Annotated in this window: 6 protein-coding genes; all 6 read left to right on the top strand. The window is 51.0% G+C overall.

Features of this window, described 5'->3' with window-relative positions; translation table 11 throughout:
• Positions 1 to 6 precede the first annotated feature (6 nt).
• Positions 7 to 876 (top strand): hypothetical protein, encoded by an 870-nt coding sequence (locus tag B5F29_RS07545; protein ID WP_087154047.1) that lies wholly within the window; start codon positions 7 to 9, stop codon positions 874 to 876.
• Entirely contained in the window at positions 873 to 3,047 is a 2,175-nt protein-coding gene (locus tag B5F29_RS16745; protein ID WP_087154046.1) for an ATP-binding protein, read from the top strand. Before B5F29_RS07545 ends, B5F29_RS16745 begins: the two co-directional genes overlap by 4 nt.
• Before the next feature lie 2 nt (positions 3,048 to 3,049).
• Positions 3,050 to 5,506 (top strand): hypothetical protein, encoded by a 2,457-nt coding sequence (locus B5F29_RS07535; RefSeq protein ID WP_087154045.1) that lies wholly within the window; start codon positions 3,050 to 3,052, stop codon positions 5,504 to 5,506.
• A 16-nt stretch (positions 5,507 to 5,522) separates the two neighbouring features.
• Complete coding sequence (locus B5F29_RS07530; RefSeq protein WP_087154044.1) at positions 5,523 to 6,065, top strand: hypothetical protein; 543 nt, start codon at positions 5,523 to 5,525, stop codon at positions 6,063 to 6,065.
• Between the two features lie 5 nt (positions 6,066 to 6,070).
• On the top strand, positions 6,071 to 7,918 hold the full coding sequence (locus tag B5F29_RS16740; RefSeq protein ID WP_087154043.1) for an ATP-binding protein: 1,848 nt from the start codon (positions 6,071 to 6,073) through the stop codon (positions 7,916 to 7,918).
• Between the two features lie 2,145 nt (positions 7,919 to 10,063).
• Positions 10,064 to 14,896, top strand: coding sequence for an FN3 associated domain-containing protein (locus B5F29_RS07520; protein ID WP_162608383.1), 4,833 nt, complete (start codon positions 10,064 to 10,066; stop codon positions 14,894 to 14,896).
• Positions 14,897 to 14,923: the final 27 nt, after the last annotated feature.

Raw genomic sequence — 14,923 nt, 5'->3', positions numbered from 1 at the left:
GCGGCCTTGGAGCATGAACAGGAGTTTGAAGGGAAAAAACTTGCGCATTACCGGGAAACTATGGACCGTCTGACGGCAGCAAGCCATGTGAAGGTAGAATATTTCGCGGAACATCAGAAGATCGAAGGATATTATGAAGACCGTATGCCGGAGAGACTCTTCGGCTGCGACCGGCTGATGAAGCAGGATAATCTGTTCGGCACGATCCAGCTGGGATACAATCCCAACAGGGAGCGGACTTTTCTGTTCGCCAATCTGAAGACGTCCCGGTATGATACGGTGGCAAGCCGGTATCAAAAGGAAATGCGGGAATACCGGATGCGTTCCCTTCTGAAGGGAGATAACGAAAACCGTGCCTATGTATCCCGCAGAGACGAGATGTCGTCCATCCTCATCGAGAAAAAGGAACGTAAACCCTGGTCGATCCGTTCGGTGAAGACTTATCTGAGCCGGGTGAATATGGAGACAGCCGCGAAACTTTTGCCGTTTTTTTCCAGAGAGGAAGAAAGCGAAGAACTGAAAAATCTGTATGGACGCAGGAAGGAGATTCAGTCGGAGATCCGTTCTCTGCGCAGCCGGGAACGGAGTATGGGATTTACGCAAGAACAGGAGCAGAAAGAAGAACTTCAGAATATGAACACGGAGATTCGTTTCCTGCGCCGCGAGGCCACGGACAGTCTCATGAAGGAGAGCCTTCTTCAGACAATACTGGTTCGCAAAGGAGCGGCAGCGAAGGCGTTTCTGCGCCGGATAAACTATGCCTTTGATTTCCAAAAGAAAGATATTGACGAGTATTATCGGGAACGGAAAAAAACATTGGAAGAGACGAGGGCAGAAGAAGAGGCAGCGGAAGGCGCACCGGAGGATGAGGAATGAAAAGATTAGATATGGATGTCTTCCATAGCGAGAAAGAATACTATGAAGCAATGTTTCTGTGCGTGCGCGGATTTGCGGAACATTATATCCGGACATCGGTAGAAGCGGCGGAAAACGGGCTGTTAAAAAGAAACGGGGGAGTGCCTGTTTACCGGGAAGAAATATTTTCTCTGCTGAAGGACAGCAACGGAGATGACGAGGACCTGAATACGTGGAGGAATCGCTTTCTTGCTTTTCGGGAATGCGGAAGAAGGAGTCTGCGCAGCGGAAGTATAATCGCACCGGAATATCTTTTCTATATTTTTGGTTTGGATGATTTTGAGTCGTTTCTTGTTTTGAATGCGTTAGTCTGTGAACTGGATCATAATATGGGACTGCTGTATGCAAGTCTGACAGAAAAGATCAGCGGCAGAATGCCGACATTTAGTCTGTGTATCCGGCTTTATAGCGGACAGGCGTCAGAAAGGCAGAGACTTCAGCAGCAGTGTGTGGAACAGTGGGAAAAGCTGGCGCTTTTGTTTGCGGGGCTGGATGATATATATGGTGTTCCGACTACGCAGATCCTGGAGGGGTATTTTGAATCGGAGCTGAAGCTGGATTACAGGATTATGGCTTTCCTCCAGGATATGGACAGCATAGACGGCGCGTTGGAAGGTATTGTTCAATATGGTACGGCCAAAACGGCAGGAAAGGAGCTGCTGATCCATCAAAAAGCGGCGGAGTGTCTGGATCGCATCTATGTGCGCGACCAGGATCATATGGCAGTCTTTCTGCATGGAGAATTTGGCGCAGGAAAGAAATTTCAGGCGGAAAAGTTTTGTGAAAAACATGGCAGACAAATTCTTTTCGCAGACAGCAGCCGTTTGCCGGAAGCTCCGGAGACATTTCGGAAAATCCTGAAAAGGATTATGCGGGAAGCTATTTTGCAGGGAAATGCGGCGGTTTGTGTTTATGATCTGGAAAAGGATCGGGAAGAGGACAAAGTAGACCATAAATTAACAGAAAAGGTTCTGTGGGGACTTCAGTCCTGGAATGGAATGCTGTTCCTGACTTCCAGATACAGATGGAACCTCCGTATTCAGGAAGGAAGCCGCAGAATATGGAAAATTTCTTTGCCTGAAACAACGACGGAAGAGCGAATTGTGCTTTGGAAAACCTGGCTGAGGGAAGAGGAGATCCCGGAAGGGATGGACGTGGAATTTTTTGCCGATAAATACATATTATCAGCAGGATGTATCCGTACCTGTGTGGATGAGTACCGGAGCAGGCTTTGGCTTGAGGAAAGCGGGCCGCAGGAGCGGTGGCTGATGGAAGCATGCAGAAGCCAGCTGGATCACCGGCTGGGAAATGACGCGGTTCGTATCCGGGCGCAATATACATGGGATGACCTGGTATTGCCGGAACCGCAGAAAAAGATGCTGAAAGATGCGTGTGATCAGGTCATCTATCATCATCAGGTGTATCATCGCTGGGGATTTGAGGAAAAACTGGCTTATGGAAAAGGTCTTTCTCTGCTTTTTTACGGACCTCCGGGAACCGGCAAGACAATGGGCGCCCAGGTGATCGCCAACGTGCTGAATCTGGAACTCTACAAAGTGGATATGGCGGGCGTACTGTCCAAATATGTAGGGGAATCGGAGAAGAAACTGGGAAATATATTTGAACAGGCGAAAAAAAGCCAGAGTATCCTGTTCTTTGATGAGGCGGACGTTCTTTTTGGGAAAAGGACGGATCAGAAAGATTCTAACGACAAATATGCAAACGCGAGTACGGCATATCTGCTCCAGAAAATCGAAGAGTATGAAGGAATTATCATTCTTGCTACAAATCTGCTGCAGAATTTTGATAATGCTTTTTTGCGCAGATTTAAGTTCATCATTGAATTCCCGTTCACGGACGCAGTCCGGCGCAGGGAAATCTGGGAGAAAGTTTTTCCGGATCATGTGCCGAAAGAGGAACTTGACTTGGATTATCTTGCGGAAGAAATGAAATTCTCCGGAAGTCAGATCAAAAATGTGGCGGTTGCGGCTGCATTTTTGGCAGCAGGAGAGCAGGTCCCGGTGGGAATGAAACATATCCTGACGGCAGTTAAAAGAGAGATGGCAAAGACAGGGAAAACATTAATCCCCAAGGATTTCGGACCATATTATTATTTGATGGAGGAGGAATAGACATGTGGCCTTTTGGAAAGAAAAAAGAAAGAGTGCAGCCAGATTCACAGGGAAATACGACACAGAATCAGCAGCAGAATGGACAGACACAGACATCTGCAGGCAACGCTGCAAGGGCTCAAAGTATTTCCAGGGAAGAGCAGGAGAGACAGGCCGAAGAGGCCCGGGCGCTTAATCAGCTGAATGCGATTCCGGGGATGGTGAAGCAGCTGAAAGGGGCTGCTGACCGGCCTGCGTATGACCGGCTGATGGAACAGTTCAGAATCAGTTCCCGGGCGGCAGGATCAGCGCCTTCCGCGGCCAGTGCGAAGGAAAGGGCGGAGGAAGCGTTGAAAGCAGCCAGCCGACGGATCGGAAGGGCAGAGATTCAGAACAGTCTGAAAAATATCGTGGTTCAGCTGTCCGGATATAACAAAAAAGAAGATGATGGCAGTTTTAAAAACAGCGAACGTACGCTGGAAAATCTGCATGCCCGGATACAAAGCGACGGCATGGAGAGCGATAAGGGTATCAGCAGACTGTATGCCAAAGCGGTCAGCGACAAAGAAAAGGCCAAACAGCGTATAGACCGGGATAAAAAGCATAAGATGGCGGATCAGTACAGGAATATGGAGACGAGGCTCCGGGAACTGAACCAGAGAACGGATCTGAGAGCGGATGAAGCGCAGTCTCAGCTGGCCAGTTATGAATCCCAGCTGCGGGCGCTGGATCAGCTGCGCAGAAGTGAGTACGCGCTGCCGTCAGAAAATATTGATAAAGCGAAAGCGGCGGTGGAGGCTGAGATTACTTTGCTGAAAGGAAAGATACCCGGCGCCTCCAGGCAGAAAAAGCTGGATGAATATAGTACCCTGATCGCAGGAAAGAAGGGAAGTTCACTGGAGCAACTGATCGGAAAAGTGAAAAATATGCAGGAAGGAACAGGTTTTCTGCCGGGCGCCACAGGACAGACACAGCCGCAGGCACAGAACCAGACGCAGACACAGCCGCAGGGGGGCAGTTCCGGCAATAAGACCGTGGGAGAGGTAATGAAGGAAAAACTGCGTTCTCTTCCCTCTACCGTCAAAACATCTGTACAGGAGGCTTTTTCCAGTTGGAAGGCGGGTCTGGAGACGGTCTATGACAAATTAACCGGTGCTTTGGATACAGGCGGCGGAGCCAGCGGAATCGGAGCGGATGCTTCGGATATACAGGATATGGACATCGTAGTAAGGGATCTCCTGGAAGCGGATACCAGCGACGCAGGACTGACGGCTGCAGTTCTCGGAGGAGTCTCTACAGTTATGAAGACGATTAAAGGTATAGTTAGTATTATACAGTTCTTCAGGAGAAAGAGCGGGCAGACGGAGGCTCCGATTATAGACAGCCAGGAAGGATGGAAGATGGCGAGAAGCATCATGCATGAACTGGTTGATATTATTAGCGGTTTTTTTGGGGCGTTCGGACCATGGTCAAAAATGATTCCGTTTTTTAATTCTATTGCAGGTCTGTGTACGGATGGGGCGGCTATGATTGTGGATGTCATGGATATGATCACCAGTTCGGTTCATGTGGAACAGATGCGCCGGGACCGCAACCGTATCTATAACCGGATACAGGAAAAGAAAGTGAAATATTCCAGTGCGGGCAGGGCGACCGACGCAAGAGCGGAAGCGGCATATACGATAGATGAAAAATGGTACCATCTCAGGGGGACGGATATAGATGCCAAACGGAGGGCTCTGATGGAAAAAGTGGCGGCGGATGATCCTGCTATACAGAGAGTCGGACGCGCGGATCTCCGCTCCCGGAACGACAGTTACGCCCGGAACGCGCAATATGGGCTTAGCACCAGGATTCAGAACATCCGGGGCAGCAGCGCGGAAGAAAAAAGTAAAAAGCGTGAACTGGAAGCTATGGAAATGATGGAAGAGTACCGTGAAGTGGATAAGTCTCATAAGAAGATGGTAAAAGCCCTTATGCATAATCTGGAGAGCATAGGAACGGGAGCGGCCTCCATCGTCGCTAACGGATTGAAGCTGTCGGGAGAAATCTGCTGTCTGAGCGCGGTGGGAGCGCCGGTAGGCGCGTCGCTGATTGCGGCGGGAATGGCCACCGGACTTGCCGGAAGCAGCTATGAACAGGCGAGGGAACTGGGTTCCGGTACATATAAGAAGATTCGGACTCTGATCGGGACGGAGGATAATAAAGCGACGACCCGTGAGGATATGGCGATCTCTATTGTCGAGCGGATGACGGAAGTAGGAAATTCTCCGGTCATGGGCACCGACAATAAGTTTCTGGATAAACCGGCTCTTATGGCGACAGATGCGAAAGCGGTGATCCGCCAGGGACGGAACGTAGAACATCTGCATTCGGTGCTGCGCAGAGGACTTGATGCCAAAATGTCGTCTTTGGTCAAGGCTCCGGACAAAAGCAGGCTGAAAGAAAAGATTGCCGGAGCATTCGGACAGGATGACTGACGGGAGGACTGAAAGTATGAGTTTTACAATTGAGGAAAAGACAGAAGAGTTTGAAAGACTGAAAGAGTTTCTTGACAGTGTGGAGATTGCTGCAGAGATTCTTCCGCCGGGGAAACTGACAGAGGAGCCGTCTTTGCTGGTATGCCTGCCAAGCGTGGAAGATGCGGGGAGGGAAGGGGAGATCCGGCCTGAGGATCTGCATGTGGCAGCGGGATATTTTCTGAATCTGGATGACACAGAGCAGAGACTGACAAAATATCTGATTTTCTATACACAGATTGAAGCGGAATTTTCCAGCATGAGTGACCTGGAGATCCTGACACTGATCAACCAGCTGAATCGAACCGTAAGGGTGGGTCATTATTTTTATGGGAAAGTCGACGGCAGCGACGCTGCCGTAGTACAGTACAGAACCACAGTGGCGTGCGCGGACGGAGAACCGTTTGATGAAGGCGTGATCGGAGATACCATTGTCGAGATGGGAGCCGGTTATGATATTGCGAAAGAGACGTTTACCCGCGCAAACAAAGACCGGGAAACTGCCGCGGAAGAAAGGTAAAAAAGATGAACTACACAGAAGTACTGAACCGCAGAATCAAAAAAACAGGCATGGATTTTGCCAGAAGCCGCTCGGACGCGGGCACGCGCCGGGAGGTACTGGAACGCGCCCTTTCGGAGATCACGGAAGAGGCGGACCAGACCGGGACATTCCTGCCCTGGACGGAAGCCCTTTCTTTACTGGAAGCGGATTCGGTGGAGCGGGTACTTCTGTGCGCGCTCTGGGCGCTGAAAGCTGCCGGGGAAGCAGGGATGGAGATGGCTGCTCTGCGTTCCACTCTTACAGAACTCCAGGAAGGGGCAGCAGGGAGCATGGACCGGCTCCCGCCATGGATCCTGGTGGACGGCGGTTATGCCGCTTTGTCTCCGGTAGTATATGGATGGCTGGAAGGCCGCGCGCCGGATCTGCCGGAGGGCATGCGGCTGTATTTCCCGTCTGTCGGTACTGTCTATGGAAATGAATCGGTGATGGAAGACGCCGCGGCGTTTCTGGCGCTTCCGGTATCGGAGGGGGAGATCCGGGCTTTCTGCATCAGCGCAGAGCCGGGAAGCGGCAGACAGTATCTGATGGAACAGATCTGCGCAGCCCAGCAGACGCCGCTGCTCCTGACGGAGGGAGGCACATTCCGGAATACGCCCCGCAATATGAATGCGGGGGTTCTGTGCGTGCGTCTCTATGATGCGTTTCCCTGCGTCCGGCTGGACAAAGAGATACGGGAAGACCTGCTGGAAGAATTCACGGCGTGCTTCGGCGCTTTCGGGATACTGAAAGATAAGGACCGGGAGCTGGCCGAGGGGGCAGGCTGCGCGGTGGTGGAGCGCACGCTCTCCCGTCCGGACCGTCAGCTGAAGCTTCGGATAGCGCAGGATGTACTGGGAGATCTGACAGAGCGTCTGCCGGAAGACGTGTCCATACATCAGATTACGGGCAGACAGCTTCCCACGGGGGCATTTCTGAGATATCTGCATAATATACGGGCAGAGCTGGAGCTGGGAAGCGCAGACCGGGAATGTCTGCTGAGAACGCCGGTCTCCGCCCGGCTGAATCTGCTGGCGGCAAACCGCACCTTCGCGGAGCTGAAGCTCCCCGGCGCGCAGATGGAGCTTCTGAAAAAATTGTGCGCCATGATCTCTTCCAGAGAAGAGGTGATGGAGCAGTGGGGATTCGGAGACAAATTTTCCTATGGGAACGGGATCTCGGTTCTGTTCTACGGCGCGCCGGGCACAGGAAAGACCATGGCGGCACAGGTTCTCGCGGGTGAACTGGGGATGCCCCTTTATCGGGTGGATCTGTCCCAGCTCATCAGCAAATACATCGGGGAAACCCAGAAGAATATCGGCAGGGTTTTCGACGAAGCCGACAAATGCGACTGCATCCTGCTCTTTGACGAGGCGGATGCGATCTTTACCAAACGAAGCGACGTATCCGACGCGCAGGACCGCTATTCCAACGCGGAGACGGCTTACCTGCTGCAGCGGATCGAACAGTACGGGGGCGTCTCCATCCTGGCGACGAACCTTTTGCAGAATTTCGACGATGCGTTCCGCAGGAGAATCTCCTATATGGTGCATTTCCCCATGCCGGATACGGATCTGAGGACAGAACTCTGGGAAGGGATCTTCCCGGAACATACGCCGGTATCTCCGGAGGTAGACTGCCGGATGCTGGCGCAGGCATTTGAACTGTCCGGAGCGTCGATCAAAAACGCGGCAATGCACGCGGCGCTCCTGGCAAGGGCGGAGGACACATCGGTGGGGATGCGTCACATCCTGGACGGCATCCGCAATGAATATGGAAAACAAGGCAAGAATTTCAGTTCTTCCCAGAAAGAGCTGGCAGACGCATTTTTATAGAAAACGGGAGGCGCACGGATGAGGATCGGAAGTCGGGTCAAAACATGGTGGCAGAAAAGGAGTACAAAGTATGCGGCAGCGGGCACGCTCCTGCTGGCGCTGGCCGGTGCGGCGCTGGCGCTGAGTGTGGGAAACGGAGTGAGAGCGGAAGAGATTACGCTTGGGGGAGAAAATTATAATTTTGATTTTGAGAATGGCGCATATTTGATTAAAACGCAAGCGGATTTAAGTGCTTTAAGAGGTGCTTCAGGAGGGGAGACTGAAAATAAAATATTTCGTCTGGAAAGTGACCTGACGGTCTCCTTTACCGGAACAGATGCGGCTGACGGGAGTTTTGCAGGAACCTTTGATGGCGATGGACATGTGTTGACGATAGAGAATGTTAATCTTGAAAGCACCAGTACAAGTGAAGAAGATGTATCGGAAGGTATTTTGTTCGGAACAATTGAAGGTGAGGCGATTGTACAGAATTTAATTATTAATATCACAGACAATGATGCATCATATACAAGGACTTCAATAGTAGAACATAGCGATACTCAGGCGGCTACAGAGCTGACATATGGCGCAGAACCGTCAGCATCATACCAGGATGCGATATTGTCAAGCGTAAATACTAATCCAAATGAAAGCGAATTTGCAAAAAAATTAGATGCTTCGAAGTCGTGGTATGTGTTAAATGATGGAACACTTACGGATGAACGGCCTGAAGAAGGCAGGATCTATACAGAGTATAAAAGAGATGAAAAGGATCAAGAAGTAACGGAAACAGTTACATATAATCTTTCGGAACCGTCGACGGACTTTTTTGGAATCTTATGTGGGACACTTTCATCAGGGGCAACGGTATCAAAGGTGGAGGTGTGTGGCGAAAATCTGACAGTCATACAAAAAGCGTCTTCTGTTACCTATCAGGAAAGCAAAACAGGTTCTCGCTCCCAATATTTTTATTATGAGGTTACTCGGGGCACGGAAATGAAGGCGTCTGATGAAAGCGTAACTGCTACTAATGATCAGGTAAAAGTTTATGCACCGGGTGAGCAAACAGTTAACATTAATACAGGTGACAATGAATTACAAATAACAGTGACGGCGCCAGAGTATGTCGATGCAGATGGAACAATAACGTACAATGTGGCAGTAAAAAACAATTCACAAGCACAAATTGACAATATTGTTTTGGGGGCTAGTGTAAACGGAGGGTACTGGACCGCCGTAGAAGGCGGCGATGATTATGATGGTTTTTCGCTTACGCAAGGTGAAACTAAGAAATTTACATATTCTGTAAACGCTAACTCATCAGGAGATAATTTTAGTATTGAGTTTACGGCGGATTGGGAACAAAATGTTCAATATTCAAAAACAGTTTTTGTATCTACGCAACCAACGGAGGTAGGCAGTCTTGCGGTATCCGCAGTGAGGAATGACGCAAATAATAATACATTTACAGTCACTGTTGAAAATAACAGCGATCAGCAGATTTCAGGTATTAGTTTGACATCGGATATTAACGGAATGGATATAGAGGTTGATGGTGGAACGGTCATTATAGATGCTAGAAATTTTGAATTAGAAGGTAATGAATCTCAGACTTTTATATGTACTTATAGTCCACAATCATCAGAGACCGTAACTCCAAAATTTACTGTAAGTTATACTGAGTCAACCGATAAAACCACAAGTACCAGTCCCGTGAGTACGCAAGTGATTTCACCAGGAGGTTCAACAAGTGTATCTGGCAAAACTGGAGATTTAGAATGGACATTGTCTACAGGTCAAACAAATTATTTTGTGGGAGACCAGATTAATTATACGTTGACCCTTGAAAATACATGGACAAGTGCGGTTGGAAACGCTCAGACAGACAAGGAAATCGTTATTGCACAGGTTGAGCAGGGAATTACAGGGACTATTTCGGGTACGGGAATTACAGGGACTATAACGTGGAATGTTTTTGAAGATCCCGCGTCAAATGGAACATTAAATGCAGGAGAAAATATAGCGTTAACGGGGGCTTATACTGTGTCGACGTTAGGCAACGAAAATGTTCCGCTAACTTTGACTGCATCCACAGGAATGATTACTGGTGAATGTACAGATATTTATGGAAACACAAATAGTTATCAATATGTTGATTATGAGAGTTTGGACATTATAGAAGACCAGAAAGAAGAAGGGCAATATAGTGAACCTAATTACGGGAATGATGATCCACAGCCGACCAATTTAACTAAAAACTCCGGCAACAACCTCTACACCGGCGTCATCGCCGGCACCAGTTCCGGCAGCATCACAGAGGTGAAACAGAACCTTTCCTTAAATGGCACGGTAGACACTGCGGCGGAAAATGGCGCTGTGCTGGCTGTCGGCGGGATTATGGGTCAGGGCCAGAGCGGGGCAGAAGTTTCTGATCTCTATATAATAAAATCGCTTTCTGCCACGGGTAGTGGCAGCCACACAGGCAGTTTCCGAACGGTAGTGGCAAATATAGAAGACGATATAACGATTAATCTGAAAAATTCTCTGATACTGGCGGAAGGTGCTTCAGGAGTTACATCAGAAGATCAAGTTTTTTACAACATTAACTCGGGATATCAGCTGGCAAATGCAGATGGTGCCAATTGGAAGTCTTTCACCCACTATACAAGTAGTGGATCAGAAGAGACAGTATTGGATCTGTCATGGCTGGTCGTTTCTGAGGCTGAATTTGACCGAGGTGATGTAACGGCTGATCAGGATGGAAGCGAGGATGGAAGCGGTAGCTTTACGGTGTCTGTTGCAGAGCCGAAAACGAATCAGAATCTGACATATTATGTCGCTTACGAGGCGAGAAAATCGATGTCGGAGTCGTCGGATCCTACGCTGTATGTTGCGGCTAATGATCTGGCCGATTCTGAAGTTGAAGTGGAACTTGGCCGGAGCGGGTATTATACATTGCTGAATTTGTATTCAACGGATGGATTTTACCATTATATACAGGATATACCGAAAGAGGACCAAGCGACGGTTTTCCCACATAGCAATAACCCTGCTCAGAACCCATATGAAGCTGATAGCATTGGGTGGAATGTTGTGCGTATGGACGATGGCTCGGATGTCATTGAATTGACTTTTGAAACGGTAGTGAATGGAAGTATTTACTATCTTAATACGAATGGAATTCCAACAGAAGGGTCTGAAACGGCAAATATAACAAATCAGACGGCTCAGCTTCCGTTTGATGCGGAGACGGTTCAATACTGGCTGACTCCGATGATTCAAGGATATATATATCCCACGATTTCGTCTCCCGCATATAATGCTGATTCCCGCGAACCTTTGCTGAAACCCGATGTGACAATTTCCGGAGGTTATCAGGAGGACGGATCGAGGGAGGATTACCAGAGTCTGCAAGAAGGAAATGTTTACGAAAGCGGAAGCGATCTGAGAGCGGATATCAGCGGAATGGAAGGGGGGTATACGCTGCGGTATCTATTCTCCACATCGGAACCGGTTGCCGGTGAATGGGACATGACGGATGAAAGTCATAGTGGAAAGTACAGCGGACGTTATACCGGCGGTGATATTTCCGGTCTGATGGAAGGCAGCAGTGAATACGCCGGCAGTATGACACTCCCGGATTATGCTGAGACAACGACGGTATATTTGTATTTGCAGGTGTCAAAAGAGAATTATAATGATGCTGTTTACTGTTACGGACCGATTCAGGTCGGCCCGCGTACGCAGATCTCCGCGCAGGCGCTGATCCCGGAGACAGGGACGGTGCTGGAAGAGGGGGCGACCGTTGTGCCCGGGGATGTATTATCCCTCGGCAGCAACAGAGACGGCGTGACTCTCCAGTATGAGATCCGGTCCAGCGAGAGCGAAAGCCATACCTGGAGCGATTACAATGAGGCCGATAAGCCGCAGCTGGCTGCTTCCGGTTCGACCGTGTATGTCTACACCAGGGCAAGATATTCGGACAGCAGTTACAGCGCGGTTGCAGAATATACCTTTACAGCAGGGGACAGCTGCGACGGAATCCGGATATCGCCGAATACCGGTTCTTCCACCGAAGAGGGTACGCCGCCGGATGCGGGCGGCGCGTATTCGATCGACGCGGGCGAGGTGGTGAACCTGTCCTCTCAGACCTCCGGCGCGAGGATTATCTATCTGGCGTCCGGCGGGAGCTACGCACCGTTTACGATAGAGAGAGTGACAGACGCTTCGCTGGTCAGCGGGATGGCAGACGGCGGCGTGAGCGGCGGTTACACCTATTTCCAGAACGGCAGCAGATGGTACAGAGTGTCGTCCGATGAAGTGACCGTATATGACGAGGCCGACGGAGCGGTGATCCGCAATGAAGAGTCAGATGCGCAGCTTGTCTATGTCTATGCGGTAAATCTGATGGAAGATATGGAACCGGGAGCGGTGACGACTTATGTATATAATGTCAATCCGCAGCAGCAGGTTTCCGCGCCGGAAGCGGCCCTGTCCACCTATTATCTGCCCGGCGGCGAAGATCTGGAACGAACGGAGATCGATATGGGAGCCTCTCTTTCGTTCTCCAGCGCGACGCAGGGAGCGGAGCTGTATTATTCTATCGGCAACAGCACAGGAGTGCCTGATACGCCGTATGATCCGAGCACAGGAATCATTGTGGAAGGCTCTTACAGCGAGACATTTACAGTACGTGTAATGGCGGTGCGGGACGGCATGCTGGACAGCGAGATCCGTACATTTATCTACAATATCGCGGATAAGGACGCGGCGGATGCGCCTACTTCGGTTCCGACCACTTCGTCAGCGTCGCCTGCGCAGGTAGTGCCCGGCGAGAAGATCCTGCTGTCTACCCTGACCAGGGGCGCGTCCATCTATTATACGACGGACGGGACTTCTCCGCAGCTGGAAGAACTGGAAGACGGCAGTTTCCAGATCGTGGAAGGTTCTTCGACCATGCTGTACGACGCTACCCAGGGCATCGTCATGCCGGAAGGCAGCAGCGGATATTTTACTATCACGGCGGTAGCGGCAAGGACAGGGCTCGCTCTGAGCGGCGAAGTGCATCTGACATTTGCGTATCCGGGAGATGTGATGGCGCCGTATGCCAGTGTCTCGTCCGGCAGCGTTTCCGCATCTACTTCTGTGGTGCTGCGGAACCGTACGGAAGACGCGGTGATCTATTATACCGTGGCATACGGAGGGGAAGAACCGGCGGATCCGACGGTGTCCAGCCCGGTGTTTGACGAAAGCCAGCCCTTTGTGATCACGCAGACGACCACGATCAAGGCGATCGCTGTCAAAGACGGCGTTGCCAGCGAGGTGGCGGAGTTTACTTATGCTTTGATGGATACCCTGGGCGCGCCGACGGCGTCTATCGAGAGCGGCACAGTCGTATCAAGGGGAACCGTACTGCATCTTAGCGCGGCGTCCGGCGCGACGATTTACTATACGATGGACGGCAGCGACCCGACAGATCTTAGCAACACGGCGGTGGTACAGGGAGGTTCCCTGACGCTTAACGGCGCGGCGGGAGAGCAGATCACGATCATGGCAGTAGCGCGGCAGGAAGGGAAATCGGACAGTGAAGTGGCTACGTTTACTTATCAGTTCAGCGCGAACACAGGAGGCGTGACGGCGGATGTGCCGACAGGAAGCTCGGTATCCAATGGATCCAAGGTCAACCTGATGACGGATGTGACCGGAGCGACGATTTACTATACAACGGACGGCTCTTCTCCGGACGACAGCGGGATTGAAGGTTCCACGGTGACGATCCAGGGAACTCCCGGGAGCACGTTTACGATCAAGGCGGTAGCCAGAGTGGACGGAGTATCCGGGACGGTAGTCTCCTTTATGTATCGTATCAAGGAAGTGCCCAACGCGCCGACCGCTTCTCCGTCCGGAGGAACGCTGACGATAGCGACACGGGTAATCCTCAGCTCCAACGGGGACCAGATCTATTATACTACAGACGGCACCACGCCGACGGAAAGCTCCAGTCTCTATACAGAGCCTATCCTGATCGACCGCACCACGAACCTGCGCGCGATCGCGGTTTCCGCGGACGGTGAAGTCAGTGAAGTGTCATCGTTCCAGTATACGGCGGCGTCGAAAGCCGCGGCGCCTACCGCTTCCAGGGAAGACGGCGCGGTACTGGATCCGGGCACTGTGGTATCTCTGTATACGGACACTGCCGACGCGGTGATCTACTACTCGACAGACGGCACGGAACCGACTCTGGACAATATGGAAAGTCTGCTGGAATATACGGAAGAGGGCATCACGGTCAACCGGACTGTTACCGTCAAAGCGGTAGCGTACCGGGAAGACCTGCAGCTGTCCGATGTGTCTGAATTCTACTATGAAGTAGATACCATCCCGGCAGTGGAGATGAAACAGGCGGAGGCAGAGCGTCTGGCAGAGGAAGGACTGCACGATACGGACGCGTCCGGCCTTGCGCGCAGGGTGAATGCTTCTGATACTGCGGGCATGCGCCAGCTGGAGGAAGAAGAATATTATACCGTGGCTTCTTTTGCCAGGGACGCGGCGCCGGACAATGTGCGCCTGGTAACGGAAGTAATGGATTATTCAAATGCGGAACTGGACAATGTAAAAATGCTTTATGGCGACGATTACACGATACTGGCGTCCTATGATATCCGCCTGATGTCAGGAAGCACGGCGGTGCGCCCGGACGGAGATACAGAGATCGGCATCCCGATTCCGGAAGGATACGAAAACGCGGCGGTAATCATCGCCAGCATCGATGGAAACAATGCGGTCACACCGCTGGAGACAAGGCGGGAAGACGGAATGGTTTACGCGTATATGACGGACCAGAATCACTATGTACTGATCGGTCTGGAACATCCGGACGGAGCCGGCAGCGGATTCAATTATCTTCTGATCCTGGAGGTTGCCGCAGGGCTGACAGCCATTGCGGGCATAGCGTATTACATCAGTCGGAAAATAAAAAAGTACCGCGAAAACCGATGAAAGACTACCCGAACGAGTAATGCCCCC

The sequence above is a fragment of the Lachnoclostridium sp. An196 genome (genome assembly GCF_002160135.1).
Classification (GTDB): Bacteria; Bacillota; Clostridia; order Lachnospirales; family Lachnospiraceae; genus Hominiventricola; species Hominiventricola avistercoris.
Note: the sequence above shows the minus strand (reverse complement) of the source record. Positions and strands in the feature narration are given on the sequence as shown.